The following is a 14,789-nucleotide window of genomic DNA, read 5'->3' as shown; positions in this document are numbered from 1 at the left end:
GATTTATGCCGCCTCCTTTCCTGCCGCGCTCAGTTCTTTTTTCTGTGCCAGGGATTTTCTCCATCTAGCAAATCCCGGAGACTGGAGTGCTACGATGATGACAACCACGATCGCCTTGTAAACCGGAACCTGATCCGAGGATACGTGCATCGCATACAGGGTGGTCGTCAGCGCCTGAATTGTATACGCGCCGATGACGGAACCTGCCAGCGAGAATTTACCGCCGCCGAGGGAGTTTCCGCCGATGGCAACTGCCAGGATCGCATCCAGTTCCATATTAAGACCGATGTTATTCGCATCCGCCGAGTAGATACGGCTGGAAGCAATCAGACCGGAAAGACCGGAACAGAGTCCACAGTACGCGTAGGTGAGGAAAATAATCATAACCGACTTGATGCCGACAAGCTGGGACGCCCGTTTATTGATACCGACCGACTGGATATACATGCCCAGTGCCGTTTTCTTCAAAAGTAACGAAGTCAGTGCCACAACGACAACCGCCACGATAAACGGGGTCGGAACCGGGAATCCCGGAAGGGAAGCGCCCAGAGTGCGGTAGCTGTCCACGCGCACATAAGTAATCTGTCCATCCGTGATCAGCTGTGCGATACCGCGCCCGGCAGTAAACATGATAAGAGTCGCTACCATCGGCTGGATGTTTAACTTTGCAACCAGAAAACCGTTGAAGCAGCCGATCGCCGCGCCGACGATGAGCGCTGCCAGGAAGCCAAGAATCAGCGGATTGGCATATGCAGTTGCTGCGCGCTCGCCGCCGGTTAAGATGTTGCAGCAGACTGCCGCACTGACCGCCATGATCGCACCGACGGAAATATCCGTTCCAGCGGAGGACGATACGACAAGCGTCATGCCGACTGCCAGAATCACCAGCTCTGACGCACGGTTGATGATATCGATTAAGTATCCGTAGAGAACGCCGTTCCGCACCTCGATCGCGAAGAAGTTCGGCGTCGTGACGATATTTACCAGCAATACCAGCGCAAGGCAGAAAATCGGGAGAAACAGCCTCTGCGAGGTAATTTTTTTGAACGTCATATTTTTCATAGCTACTGTCCTCCTGCAATGGTTGACATGATGTTGGACTGGTTCATCTCATCCTCGGAAAGTTCTCCTACCTTTGCACCATCACGCATAACGACCATGCGGTCGCAGGTACGGAGCATCTCCTCGATCTCGGAAGAAATAAACACGACTGCCATGCCCTGTTCTGCCAGTTTTACGACCAGTTTCTGAATCTCTGTCTTGGTTCCGACGTCGATGCCACGGGTCGGCTCGTCCAGAATCAGGAAATCCGGGTTGGTCAGAAGCCAGCGTCCGATGATTACCTTCTGCTGGTTGCCGCCGGAGAGTGATTTGATCGGTGTCTCACGGCTGGCGGTCTTAATCTGCAGCATATCAATGTATTTATCGGTAAATTCTTCCTGCTGCTTGCGGCTGAGCAGGTGGAACATACCGCGTTTTGCCTGAAGTGCCATGATCAGGTTCTCACGCACGGATAGATCCGAGATGATACCCTCGTTTTTCCGATCCTCCGGCAGATATGCCATGCCGGCATTCATCGAAATCAGCGGGTGGCGCGCCGCGATCGGTCTTCCCTTGACGCTCAGCTCGCCCTCATCCGGCTTTTCCGCTCCATAGAGAACACGGACCGTCTCAGAACGTCCCGAACCCAGAAGCCCGGTAAATCCGACGACTTCACCCTTGTGAATCACCAGATCAAACGGCTTTATGTATCCTTTCTTTCCGAGTCCCACCGCCTTGATGACGATGTCCGCTTCGCCGTGTTTCTCCTCACTCTTGGAATCCTTGATCGCTGCCAGATCATCGAAATCCTTTCCCATCATCTTGGCAACCAGCTGGACTCTCGGAAGCTCCGCCGTCGTAAATTGTCCTACCAACTGCCCATTCCGAAGAACGGTGATCTTATCGCAGACTGCATACACCTGCTCCAAGAAATGTGTAACGAATATGATGCCGACGCCTTCGGATTTCAGGCGGCGCATCAGATTAAAGAGCTTTTCTACCTCTCCATCATCGAGGGAGGAGGTCGGCTCATCAAGAATCAATACCTTTGCCGACATATCGACTGCACGGGCGATCGCTATCATCTGCTGAATTGCAATCGAATAATTGTCGATCGTCTGTGTTACATCTGCATGTATGTCAAGGTCCTGCAGCAGTTTGCTGGCCTTTTTATTCATTGTTTTCCAGTCAATCAATCCGCCTTTTCGCGGTTCGCGTCCGATAAACAGATTCTCTGCAACCGTCAGGTTCGGACAGAGATTGACTTCCTGATACACGGTGCTGATGCCCCGGTTCTGTGCCTCCTGCGGGCTGCGGTTGATGATCGCATGATCGCAGCCGTCTATCATGATTTCCCCTGTTTCAAACTCCTCTACACCCGTCAGGACTTTGATCAGCGTGGATTTTCCTGCGCCATTTTCCCCCATCAGGGCATGAATTTCGCCTTTTTTTAAGGTAAAATCCACATTCTGCAGAGCTTTTACACCCGGGAATGTCTTATAAATATGCCTCATCTCAAGAACGGAATCCTTTTCCATAAAAGCTTTGCCTCCTTATTTTTTGAAAAAGAAAGCGCAGGGACGGAAACCTAAGCCTCCAGCCCCGCGCCTCCTGATTGCCAAGTGCCTGCCGTCCGCCGAAACCTCCGGTCTGACACTCATTCACTTACGGTCAAAAGCGATTGCCTGTCCGATTATTAACATTTAAAAATACCATTCAATAGCGAATTAGTAAGCTCTTGTCTTTAAGATTTCTTCCAGATCCATGCTTGTATCGAAGTATGCTTCGTCTACGTACTGAATCTTCTCAACCTCTTCGCCTTTTTCCAGTTTCTGGATGATTTCAGCTACACGCGGACCATGAAGCGGGTTGCACTCGAAGGTTGCGTTTAAGTCGCCAGCGATCATGGACTCGAAAGCTGCCTTTACGGAGTCAAAACTTACAACGATGATGTCGCCGTCCGGACCACAGGTCTTGCCTGCTGCCTTGATAGCATCGATGGCACCAAATGCCTCGTTATCATTCTCACAGATAACAACGTCGATGTCATCATAGCTCTTTAAGAAGGACTCCATAACTTCCTGTCCTTTTGCCTGGGTGAACTCACCAGACTGTCTGTCAAGCATCTTCCAGTTGGAGTGCTCTTTCAGCTTGTTGTCCATACCTTCCGTACGGCCAACCTGTGCGGATGCACCGATGGTACCCTGAATGGTAACCATGTTGATCTCTTCGTCGCCGCGTCCCTGATCCTCTAAGTATTTAGCCAGCCAGTCGCCGCAGGTCTCGCCTTCTTTTACGAAGTTTCCGCCTACCCATGCCTCATACAGGCTGTCATCAGAAAGCTGCATCTGACGGTCAGAAAGGATAACCGGGATACCAGCCTCTTTTGCTTCTTCCAGAACGGTCTCCCAGCCAGTCTCAACAACCGGAGCAACTACGATGTAGTCAACACCCTGCTGGATGAAAGAACGGATTGCCTTAATCTGATTTTCCTGTTTCTGCTGTGCATCGTCGAAAATCAGTTTGTAACCATTTTCCTCAGTAAATGTAGATTTGAAAGATTCGGTGTTGGCTGTTCTCCAGTCAGACTCAGCACCAACCTGTGCATAACCTACGGTAATCAGATCGCCGTCTGCTGCCGCTTCTTTCTCTTCGCCCTCTTCTGCTGCCTCTGTATCAGCCGGAGCTGCTGCCTCCGTCTCTTTCTCAGCCGGATTGCTTGTACAAGCGGTCATGGATAACGCCATTGCTGCTGCTAAAGCTGCGGACACTAATCTTTTTCTCATACTGTTTCCTCCTTATAAGACCCAATATATTTGTTTTTGCGTATTTATTATAACAAAGCACCCCGCATCATGGATACGGGGCATCTTTGGAAAAAGGTATATTATTTTTTTGAGATGTTTGTCGTTTTCTGTGTTTTTCCAGGTGTACCCTTAAAAAAATACAATTTTTTTTGAAAAAGTTATGATTTTTTTTGATTTCCCAAATAAACCTTAAAGCAGGTGCCGATATTCTTTTCAGATTCAACCAGGATCTCAGCCTGATCGCCATAATACATCTGAATCCGCTGCACCACATTATGTAGCCCAAATCCGCCGCTGCCGATCGGGGCAAGTTCCTCTTCCGGCTCCAGGGTCAGCTTGGCGCGCACGGCGGCAAGTTCCACCTCATCCATGCCAATCCCATCGTCCTCCACCTCAAAGACAAGCCCGTTCCGATCCTCATAGCCGCGGATCACAATGCATCCGCCGCCGCGCTTATTTTTGATGCCGTGGTAGAGGGCATTTTCCACCAGCGGCTGCAGCAGCATTTTCAGCACAATCCGGCGCCGGATAGACGGCTCGATCTCGATCGAATAGTCGAGAATGTCCTCGTACCGGATCTTCTGAATCTTTAAATAGCTCCGGATGTGTGATTCTTCCTCCTCGATCGTGATGAAATCGCGCCCGCCCGATAAAACCGTGCGGAAAAAGTCGCTTAAATCCGTCGTCATCTCCACGACCTGGCGGTTGTTGCCGCCCTCTGCCATCCATACGATCGAATCAAGTGTATTATAGAGGAAATGGGGACTGATCTGCTCCTGGTGGAGGCGCAGCTCCAGCTCCCGCAGGTTCTTCTGCTCCTGCCTCGTCTTATCAAGCAGCCGCCGGATGCGGTCGCTCATCTGGTTAAACGCCCGTGCCAGCACGTTAATCTCTTCCAGCCCGCCCGGTCTCGCCCTCGCATTCAGGTTCCCGCGGCCGAGCTGTTCTGCCGTCCTCTGTAACTGCTGCAGCGGTTCCGTGATGGACTTCGTGATCGTAACTGCCAGAAACATACCCACCACCAACACCACCAGAAGAAGCGCCAGATAGCTCTGCACCTGATCCGCCATCTGCACCTTCAGTTCTTTCTGAAGCTGCTCCATGTTGATCATTTCATAATAGGTATACTGCGTAATGTAATCCTGAATCATCGAGCAAAGACCCTGGATGTCATTCTCCCAAATATTGACATTTTCATCGTAATATCCACCGGCGGCGGCATTTCCAATCATTTTATCCACTGCCCGCTCCAGGGAATCCAGACAGGAGAGGATACCTCTTATCTTGATATCACAGTCCGACCCCGGTTCCCGCTCGATCGTCGTTCCGAACGCCTGTCTCGCCGACGCAATCAGGCTGTGGGGATTCTTGACCACCGTCGCATACTTCGTCTCGCCCTCGACAATATCTCCATTTTCGAACTGTTCCGCGTCGATCAGCCCGATCATAACACGGTACATCGAATACTCCATATCCGATTTGAACTTTATGTTGTACTCATTCGCCGTCTTTAGATTCGCCAGAATCGCGTCATAGGAAGCAGAATAGGAGGCGATCATCTTCTGGAACCCGAGCGCCATGCCTGTTAATGGAATGGCAATCACGAAGAGGAGAAGGATCAGACGGGCGCGGAGAGAAAGAGGGCGATATGGACGGGCAGCGGATAACGAATCAACGCCCGGATCCTGATTTTTATTCAACTCTGCCATCTCTTCTGTTTTTCCAATCTGCCCCTGCTCCACTCCCATATCTTTCCTCCCTTTTTGAACACCTATGTACTTTCCTTACTCCTGCCGCGTCTGGCTCGCCTTATACTCTTTCGGCGACTGCCCCATCGCTTTCTTGAATGCCGCGCTGAAATAGTGTGAATCGTTGTATCCCACCTGCTCCCCGATTTCGGACGTCCGGTAGGAGGTACATTTCAAAAGTTCACACGCCCGTTCCATCCGCACCTGCGTCAGATACTCCACAAAGGACTGCCCCGTCTCCTGCTTGAAAATCGAGCTGAAATAGCTCGGACTGACGCCAATGTGCACGGCAATCCGGTTCAGCGACAGGTCGCTCTGGCTGAAATTTGCCCGGATATATTCCTTTGCATCCCGGATCACGCTGCCATAACGGTCGTTCGACGCCCGGTCGCGCGCCTGCAGAGCAGCCGTAAACTCCTCAATCAGATAGGCTTTCGTCATCTCCACGCTCTCGATCACCTTCGGAACCCGTTTTATGTCAACCACGCTTTCCGAAACCTCCGGCGGCTCCGCTTTCAATTTCTTCAAAAACTCCTGCACACAGTAAAAAATATCCATCGTCATATACTGACGCAGCAAGAGCGATTTGTAATTATGTTCACCGATCGCTGCGAAATACTCCTCGACAAACGGACTGCACTCTTCGACTGAGCCGAGCTTTAAAAAATCGTTGATGAGCTTCCGGTCAACACCGCTGTAATCCGTTTTGTCCAGAAATTCTGTATATTTTTCGTAGCTGACAAAATACCGCTCCAGAAGCCTCGATTTTTCTCGTTCTTCCCGGATCTCGTCCGCCGCCTTTTTCAACGCATCGATGAGTCCCGCCGAGGATACCGGTTTCAGCAGATAATCGCTGATTCCTATCTTGATCGCCTCTTTTGCATATTCAAATTCATTGTAGCCGCTGAGCACGATGATCCGCGTGCGCGGAAGCGTCTTTTTCACCAGACGGCTCAGCTCCAGCCCGTCCATAAACGGCATCTTGATATCCGTTACCAGAATATCCGGCTGTGCCTTCAATATCAGCGGATACGCGTACTCGCCGTCGCCCGCCTCCCCCGCAAATTCAAATCCGTGGCTCGCCCAGTCAATATTATCCCGTATACCGTGCCGGATGATCGCCTCATCCTCTACCAGAAACACCTTTACCATGGTTTTCCCCCCTGGACTCCATTTTTCTCTGTCCTTTTTATCCATTTGCCCGAATACACCCGTTTTTCATTTCCGTCCACACGCCATTTTGCCGGCTGAAAATATTCACGCCTTACTTCTTCTCACTCACTTCATACAAATCACTCCGCCGGTTTTCCAGCGACGGAATCTGCTTCCGTATCTTCTCCAGATAATCTAAATCAATCTCCGCATAGGTGATCCCCGGTGCATCCTTTGACCGTGCAATCACCGTTCCCCACGGATCTGCCACCAGGCTGTTGCCGTATGCCGCATATGCCGGTTTCTGTCCAATCTGTCCCGGTGCCACGATGTAACAGCCGTTCTCGATCGCCCGCGCCCGCAGAAGAACCTCCCAGTGATCCTTTCCCGTCGGCATCGTAAAGCTCGCTGGAACAAAGATAACCTGCGCCCCACGAAGCGCCATGAGCCGGTAAATCTCCGGAAAACGCACATCATAGCAGATCGACATTCCAAAAATGCCCAGCTCCGTCTCCACCGTCACAATCGAATCGCCCGGTTTGACCCGGTCCGACTCCCGGTACGGTGTGCCGTCCGCCAGCGTGATGTCAAACATATGCAGTTTGCTGTATGTCGCCAGAATCTTCCCCTCCGGCGAAATCAGCACACTCGTATTTGCCGATCGTTTTTCCCCCGGAAGTGCCTGCGTGATACTGCCCCCGTGAATATAGACGCCGTGTTCCTTCGCTTTCGCGCAGAGGCGCTCGGTCGTGTACCCCGGAATTTCCTCGCGTCCGCCGCCTTCACCGATATTTTTGCCGATCAGATTCATCACCTCCGGGAAACAGATAAGCTTCGCCCCTTTTGCCGCCGCCTCGTCAATCCAGGCGCATGCCGTCTCCAGATTCTTTCCTTTATCATTCTGTGTATCCATCTGCATCAATGCCACTGTATATCTGCGTATCATAAATACCCCCTGTATCCTGTCTATAAGCGCTTTTCTCTCCACAATTACCTATATTTTATTATAGCATCTCTTTTCCACACGGGTCAACCAATGCAAGGCACGTATGCGCGAACAGTAACCCGGCTGTTACTGTACACGCATACGTGTCCAGTAACGGAATTTGCCGTGGCTTCGCATTTCAATACGGCAAATTCCTGCTGCCACCACGTTTTCTTACGGCACTTTCGGTTCCAAAAGTGCCTACCCGTGTACAGTAACCCGGCTTTTCACTTCCGCATATTATAAAGTAAGAATGTTTCAAGGAGCGTAACTGTCCCACTGATACACAGTTACCCAGGTATTTGCTTATGCCGCCCATTCTGGAAGTTTCCGGGCTTTCCTACTCCTACCACACGATATCCGGGGAGACGAAAGCCCTTTCTGATATATCATTTCAGGTAGAAACCGGCGAATTTATCGCCATTGTCGGACCGTCCGGCTGTGGAAAATCCACGCTGCTCTCCTTAATCAGCGGGCTCCTGCCGCCGGAAGAAGGTTCCATTCTTATAAATGGGGTTCCGCTCTCGAAAAGCCAGTGCCGCATCGGTTATATGCTGCAAAGCGACCAACTTTTCGAGTGGAGGACGATCATCCAGAATGCTGCCCTCGGGCTGGAAATTCAGAAAAAAATGGATCATGCCGCGGAAGACCGCCTCCACCGGCTCTTAAAAATCTACGGACTGGAACAATTTGAGCATTCCCGCCCCTCCGAACTATCCGGTGGAATGCGCCAGCGCGCCGCCCTGATCCGGACACTGGCGCTAGAACCGGAGCTTCTGCTTCTCGACGAACCATTTTCGGCGCTCGATTATCAGACACGCTTAACCGTCTGCGACGATATCAGCACCATCATCCGGGAGCGCCGCAAAACAGCGATTCTGATCACCCACGACCTCTCCGAAGCCGTGAGTGCCGCCGACCGCATCCTGGTTCTGACTAAACGCCCCGGAACCATCTGCCGCATCCTGCCGGTTACCTTCCCGCTGTCCGCTAACCGACCGCTGGAACGCCGGAATGATCCGGCTTTTTCTCTTTATTTCAATGAACTATGGAAGACACTGCAAGGGGAGGGCAAAAAGTATGAAATGTAAGAAAGAGTCCACCGCCCAGAAAGCCTACCTCCGCCGCCAGCTCCATCGGCGCCGTCTGGTTCTCTTCTGCCGGATTTTCTTATTCGTTTTCTTTTTAATATGCTGGGAAATGAGCGCCCGACTGGGGCTCATCGACGCGTTTATTTTCAGTTCCCCGTCACGCACCGTGCACTGTTTCCTGCGGATGATGCAGGACAAAAGCATCCTCATCCACACCGGCGTGACGCTCTATGAAACGCTGATCAGCTTTACACTGGTCATCCTCTGCGGGATGATCGGCGCGGTTCTCCTCTGGTCGAGCCGGAATCTTTCAGAGATTCTGGAGCCGTACCTCGTCATGCTCAACAGTCTGCCGAAATCTGCCCTCGCCCCGATTCTCATCGTCTGGCTTGGAAGCAACATCCGCACGATCATCGTTGCCTCCATCTCGGTCGCTGTCTTCGGCTCGATCCTGACACTCCACAACGGATTTTCCTCGATGGATCCCGACCAGATCAAATTAATCCGGTCCCTCGGAGGAAACCGGATTCATATTTTAACCAAAGTCCTGCTGCCAGGCTCAATCCCACTGATTCTCGCCAACATGAAGGTCAACATCGGTCTCTGCCTGGTCGGCGTCATCATCGGTGAATTTCTCGCTGCCAAACAGGGACTCGGATATCTGATCATCTACGGCTCACAGGTATTCCAGATGGATATGGTTGTGATGAGTATTATTCTTTTATGTATTATGTCTGCGGCGCTATATCAAGTAGTAGGAATACTGGGAAAATTTTTACAGCAACAATATCACCAGCATTAAATCTGTCCACTGCTTCACGTTTGCTGTTCTTAAGCGCCTGCATTTTTCCGCATCCTGTTCCCGCCGAAGCCTGTTTCCTGCCGCTTTTCTTTCCTGCATCTTGTAGAAAACTTGCAGGGAACAGACTTTACAGCTTCTGCTCCTTCTCCAGCTTCTCTGCTTCTTCCATCTCCTCTGCCGCCTCGACTGCCGTCTCCTCCGGAGTCTCGCTTTCAAGCGGAGCCGTACCGACCGCGATAAAGGTTCTCGCAGCCGCCAATGGCAAAAAGCCTACATAGGCGCTGTAGATGCCGAACTGACCGACCGCCCACGCTCCGAGTACCACGCCCAGGAAAAAGCTGATGACCGTATAGGTATAAAGAATTGCTTTTCTCTTAAATTCCTTATCCTTTGTCAGACCGTACTGCAGCCAGCCAAGCACCGACTGTTTGAAGTTGTTCGTCATAAAGATCGTCGCGCTGTTAAATCCGTCGGCACCGGAATAGACGCCCCACTGAAATGCGGATGCAAAGAAAATCGGATAAATTCCGACCAGCGCCGGTTCAAGCGGCAGCATCGACGCCAGTGCCAGCGCAGCCGCATCCACCCAGAGGGCAAGTTTCCGCATGTTTATCTTCGTAAAGTTCGTGAGCAGATATGCGGATGCCACGCCCAGTCCAAACAGCACCAGCGCAGCCAGACGCAGAAGGACGTTAAACCATTCCATCGATACCAGTTCCACTCCCATCTCCATCAGGTTGCCTGTCTGAGCAGAGCCAAAGTTTCCGGCATGAAGCAAAATCGCATAGGCTCCGAGAAATCCTCCGACCAGGGATATATTCCAATGAAGGATCGCATCCAGGCGATCCCGAATCACTTTCTGTACCATACCATTACCGCCTTTCGCGGTTGATTGTATCGCGCGGCGGCTGGATCGTCAATGACAATTTACAAAAAATTACCATTTCTATCATAGACATTATCTATATAATGGCAAAAAAGCAGCCCCTGCCACACGACAGGGACTGCCTTTTATATTAGACTCTAAGAGTTAAGCTCTATATCTAATAATATGTAACGATTCACATTCGATTATTTATCTTCTGCGATACGTTTTTTGTTGATGTCTTTCCACATCTCAACGTCTACGCCCTTCCAGCAAAGCTTATCCGGGTTGTAGTACGGGTCTTTCTTTGCTTTCATCTGCTCTTCGTAGTCTTTGTACAGTGCAAATACCTTCGGAGACAGAAGCAGTACAACTAACATGTTGATCCATGTAGATCCACCAAGTGCAAGGTCGGAAAGATTCCAAGCCAGACCGGAATCGATATTGCCCCAGATGAAGATAAGGATAGGCATAACAATCTGCATAATTCTGATAACTACTTTACGGGTAGCTGCTTTATCATCGCCCTGGAACAGGTAAAGAACCGAAGTCTCGCCCTCGTAATAGTAGCTGATTAAGCATGTAAAGGAGAACAGAGCCAGCATGATAGCAACGAACAGCGGAGCAATACTTCCCATAACGGTGCTGCAGGCATTCTGAACGAAGATAACGCCATATGTTCCATCTGCTGCTAACTGAGCCATCTGATCGTGCATTGCACCGGTACCACCGATGTAACCAAACTGTGTATTGTAGCATCCGCTTAAGAGCATCATCAGACCAGAAGCGGTACATACGATAACGGTATCCAGCCAAACACCAGCTGCGTTTGCCATACCCTGTTTAATCGGGTGGCTGGTCTCTGCTGCTGCTGCGGTCGGCATGGATTCACCCATACCAGATGCAGATGAGAATGTGCCTCGTTTAACACCCTGCTGGATAGCGATACCAACGCCGCCGCCCAGAAGAGCTTCTTTGGAACCAAATGCACAGGATACAACCTGAGCGATAACGCTCGGAATCTGACCTGCGTTTGCGATTAAGATAACAACGGTTGCAATCAGGTAAATGCCTACCATCGGCGGAACCAGCATAGATGCTACAGAACTGATTCGTTTAACACCACCCATAACTACAACTGCCATAGCCAGTGCGATAACCAGAGCTGAAATCCACATCGGAATACCTAAAGCGTTCTTAAATCCATCGCAGATTGTATAGGTAGCTGCTGCCGGCATGAATAATACAACGCCCAGTCCGAAGAATGCTGCATAGAAGGCACCATAAGCTTTCCAACCAAGACCTCTCTCAGCACAGTAAGCGCCGCCGCTTCGATACTGACCATCGATACGGTTCTTATAAAGTACGGATAATGTACACTCAGTAAAGCAAACAGCAGAGTTTGTCATACCAGCGATGATCATCCAAAAGAGTGCGCCAGGTCCGCCCATGTAAAGAGCTACGGCTACACCGGCTACGTTACCGGTACCAACACGCATCGCCATGGTTGTACAGAAGGATGCGAATGAAGAAATACCGGATTCAGACTCCGACTTGTCAATGATCCGGCTCCACATATCTTTGAAATGAACAAACTGGAAAAAGCCGAGACGGATTGTAAAGTATAAACCACTACCAACAATCAGAACTAACATTCCAACGCCCCAAATGGGTCCGTTCAACATACCGACAATGTTGTTAATTGCTTCCATATAAAGTTCCCCCTTTATTTGATGTAGTGCCGCGCGCTGGCTAAGCAAGTTTTTCAATTCGCTCAAAAAACTTCTTGCTTTTGAAAAAATTATATCACTAAAGTGAAATTTGTTCAATAACATTATTTGAATTTATTATGCAGGATTTTCATAAAATAACGCAAAGTCATGAATCCATCTGTTTTTTTCATGAAATAAATTGCACTTTTTCGAGCGTCAATTAGTATAAATGCACAAGATATCATGATATTTTGTCTACAACTGCGCCATTTTCCGTTAGACTCCCGTTCAGAATTTTGTCCATTTTCTTTCGGAGTTTCATGAATTTTGTTTACCATTTGTTTATTTTTTAACTTTTTGTGTGTTTCATTTAGATGAATTTTTTATGTTGTATTTGAGATCGTAGGCATATTTCTATCTTTTTCTCCCATTTCTTTCACGAATATGATATACTAGGGACACTTGGCAGAGCCATCGGAATGAATGTCCGCCGCACACGCACCCATGTAATCCGCCCGGATATTCCGTATGAATCAGATTCGCATTCTACATAATTCTTACAAATCTTCTCATCCTCCTTTGGTATCTGTCAGCTCTGTACATTTTATGAATCAGACCGAACGCTTATTACGAAAATGGAGGGAGTATTTTTTGGATCTCAAAGATATGCGGCTTTTTTTAGCCATTGCAGAAGAAAATAACCTGACGCGTGCCGCCCAGAAAAACGGTTACACACAGTCGGCGGCAAGCCATATGCTGCGAAATATTGAAACAGAACTCGGGTTTTCCCTGTTTTCGCGTTCCCAGAGAGGACTTGCCCTGACGCGGAACGGCGAGGCACTGCTTTCCCCGATCCGGCGGACGCTGGCAGCGGCGGAATATTTTGATCAGACAGCTGCCTCCATCCGGGGTGTCCAGACCGGGCACATCCGGATCGGCGCTTACTTAAGCGCTTCCGTCCAATGGCTGCCGCCCGCCCTCAAAAAGTTTCTTACCGATTACCCGGATATGACCGTGGAAGTGCTGGAGGGGTGTTCACAGGAGATTGAAGGATGGCTGGAAAATGGCTCCATCGATTTCGGCATCGTCGGCCCCCACCCGGACGGAAAGATGGACTGGCTTCCCCTGAAAAAAGAACCCTACCTGGCTGTCTGCGCGAACGATTCCCCTTATGCAGAATATGAGCGCTTTGACTTAAAAGATCTCCCCAAGGTTTCTTATATAGAAGAAAAAGGGGAAACCGACCTGCTGCGCCAGTTCCAGCAGCTCGGTATCGCACCGCCCAAGCCAGTGTTTACCTCGCAGAACACCTACTCCATGCTCGCGATGGTCAGCCACAACCTGGGGGTCTGCATCCTGCCGGAGCTGGTCGTCCGCGATATCTCTAAAAATGTTGTCCGGCTGCCGCTCAATCCGCCGATGGAGCGCGTGCTCGGCGTCCGGATTCCGTCAGCAAAAAAAGCGTCCCCAGCTGCCAGCCTGCTGATCGCGCAGCTGCAGCGGACAGTGTTTGAGTTGGAAGGACCACTTTTATAGTCAGATGCTTTTTAGAAACTTAAGATGAAAGTTTTGGGAAAAGAGGAGTCATTCGAATATGAATTTTCAATCAATGGAATATTTTGCCGCGGTTGCGAAAAACCGCAGCTTCACTAGGGCCGCCGATGCGCTGCATATTACCCAGCAGACATTAAGCGCCCATATCGCCGGAATCGAGCGGGAGCTTGGATGTCCGCTCCTAATCCGTCACATCCCGCTGGAGCTTACCTATGCGGGGGAGGTATTTCTGCGCTATGCAACGGAATTTAATACAAAATACGACTGTATGCTTCACGAATTTGGCGATATTTTAAATAACCAGACAGGAAAACTGCGGATCGGCATCGCATTCACGCGCGGACACGCCATCATGCCGAAGCTGATCGCCGCCTTTCAAAAGGAATATCCCGGCGTGGATGTGGAACTCGTCGAATCTTCCAACGATGTGCTGCAAAAATACCTGCTGGACGGCACAATTGATCTGGCGATCGCCAATTTTTCAGTTCGCATTCCCGGCATCATTCTGCGGGATTTCTATGAGGAAGAGATGGTTCTCATCGTCTCCACTGCCCTGCTGCAGAACATTTACGGCAAACAGACCGAAGCCATTATCCAGGAAGTCAGCCGCCATCACCGCTACTCCCTTCTGGCTCCGTGTCCGTTTCTCCTAAACCGTGAACATGATCTAGTCGGACGCATCGGGCGGAATATCCTCGCGACAGACAACTTCGTCCCCTCGGTTCATGCCTGCTCTGACAACATCGCTACCCTGCTTGCCCTCTGCGCGATGGGAAAAGGTGCCTGCATCAGCCCGAAAAACCTCGCATTTTCTATTCTCAGCAAGGAACAGCTGGATACACTCCATGTCTTTACGCTCGGGGAAGAAGCGCGGTACCCGATCAAATTTGCGTGGCTGGAACAAAGCTATGAGTGGAATATGATTTCACGGTTTATTGAATCGTCGCTGAAATGCACTCATTAAAAACAGGGGAGACAGCCTCACACACACCGCTGTCTCCCCTGTTTATTCCCCAAATGGTCCCTGTGCGC

General features: G+C 50.2%; 12 protein-coding genes. 4 read left to right on the top strand and 8 right to left on the bottom strand.

Annotation, left to right across the window (positions count from 1 at the left end):
- Nucleotides 1–3: 3 nt before the first annotated feature.
- The 6 genes from DWY89_RS06640 to DWY89_RS06615 all read right to left on the bottom strand — a co-directional run bounded on the left by DWY89_RS06640 (nt 4) and on the right by DWY89_RS06615 (nt 7,694).
- Nucleotides 4–1,062, bottom strand: coding sequence for an ABC transporter permease (locus DWY89_RS06640; RefSeq protein WP_118524080.1), 1,059 nt, complete (start codon nt 1,060–1,062; stop codon nt 4–6).
- A gap of 2 nt (nt 1,063–1,064) precedes the next feature.
- Nucleotides 1,065–2,579 (bottom strand): sugar ABC transporter ATP-binding protein, encoded by a 1,515-nt coding sequence (locus DWY89_RS06635; RefSeq protein ID WP_117796236.1) that lies wholly within the window; start codon nt 2,577–2,579, stop codon nt 1,065–1,067.
- Nucleotides 2,580–2,768: 189 nt separating this feature from the next.
- Nucleotides 2,769–3,827 (bottom strand): ABC transporter substrate-binding protein, encoded by a 1,059-nt coding sequence (locus tag DWY89_RS06630; RefSeq protein ID WP_117796237.1) that lies wholly within the window; start codon nt 3,825–3,827, stop codon nt 2,769–2,771.
- Nucleotides 3,828–4,006: 179 nt separating this feature from the next.
- Nucleotides 4,007–5,596 (bottom strand): histidine kinase, encoded by a 1,590-nt coding sequence (locus DWY89_RS06625; protein WP_118524079.1) that lies wholly within the window; start codon nt 5,594–5,596, stop codon nt 4,007–4,009.
- Nucleotides 5,597–5,632: 36 nt separating this feature from the next.
- Nucleotides 5,633–6,748 (bottom strand): response regulator, encoded by a 1,116-nt coding sequence (locus DWY89_RS06620; protein WP_118524078.1) that lies wholly within the window; start codon nt 6,746–6,748, stop codon nt 5,633–5,635.
- 112 nt (nt 6,749–6,860) lie between these two features.
- On the bottom strand, nt 6,861–7,694 hold the full coding sequence (locus DWY89_RS06615; protein WP_118522978.1) for a carbon-nitrogen hydrolase family protein: 834 nt from the start codon (nt 7,692–7,694) through the stop codon (nt 6,861–6,863).
- Between the two features lie 347 nt (nt 7,695–8,041).
- Here DWY89_RS06615 and DWY89_RS06610 point away from each other — a divergent pair, with 347 nt between their 5' ends.
- Together DWY89_RS06610 and DWY89_RS06605 are read left to right on the top strand one after the other, a co-directional pair.
- Nucleotides 8,042–8,824, top strand: coding sequence for an ABC transporter ATP-binding protein (locus DWY89_RS06610; RefSeq protein ID WP_118491667.1), 783 nt, complete (start codon nt 8,042–8,044; stop codon nt 8,822–8,824).
- Nucleotides 8,814–9,626 (top strand): ABC transporter permease, encoded by an 813-nt coding sequence (locus DWY89_RS06605; RefSeq protein ID WP_118524077.1) that lies wholly within the window; start codon nt 8,814–8,816, stop codon nt 9,624–9,626. The genes DWY89_RS06610 and DWY89_RS06605 overlap by 11 nt, the downstream gene beginning before the upstream one ends.
- Before the next feature lie 127 nt (nt 9,627–9,753).
- Here DWY89_RS06605 and DWY89_RS06600 read toward each other — a convergent pair whose 3' ends face one another.
- Both DWY89_RS06600 and DWY89_RS06595 read right to left on the bottom strand, forming a co-directional pair.
- Nucleotides 9,754–10,494, bottom strand: coding sequence for a YoaK family protein (locus DWY89_RS06600; RefSeq protein WP_118524499.1), 741 nt, complete (start codon nt 10,492–10,494; stop codon nt 9,754–9,756).
- Between the two features lie 203 nt (nt 10,495–10,697).
- A complete protein-coding gene (locus DWY89_RS06595) occupies nt 10,698–12,203 on the bottom strand; it encodes an alanine/glycine:cation symporter family protein (RefSeq protein ID WP_118524498.1) in 1,506 nt (501 codons plus the stop codon).
- Between the two features lie 651 nt (nt 12,204–12,854).
- Here DWY89_RS06595 and DWY89_RS06590 point away from each other — a divergent pair.
- Entirely contained in the window at nt 12,855–13,739 is an 885-nt protein-coding gene (locus DWY89_RS06590) for a LysR family transcriptional regulator (protein WP_182431900.1), read from the top strand.
- A gap of 58 nt (nt 13,740–13,797) precedes the next feature.
- Nucleotides 13,798–14,721, top strand: a complete 924-nt coding sequence (locus tag DWY89_RS06585) for a LysR family transcriptional regulator (RefSeq protein WP_118524497.1) — start codon at nt 13,798–13,800, stop codon at nt 14,719–14,721.
- The last annotated feature ends 68 nt before the right edge of the window (nt 14,722–14,789 follow it).

Origin of the sequence: Clostridium sp. AF27-5AA (assembly GCF_003478415.1) — a bacterium.
GTDB classification, from domain to species: Bacteria; Bacillota; Clostridia; order Lachnospirales; family Lachnospiraceae; genus Otoolea; species Otoolea fessa.
Note: the sequence above shows the minus strand (reverse complement) of the source record. Positions and strands in the feature narration are given on the sequence as shown.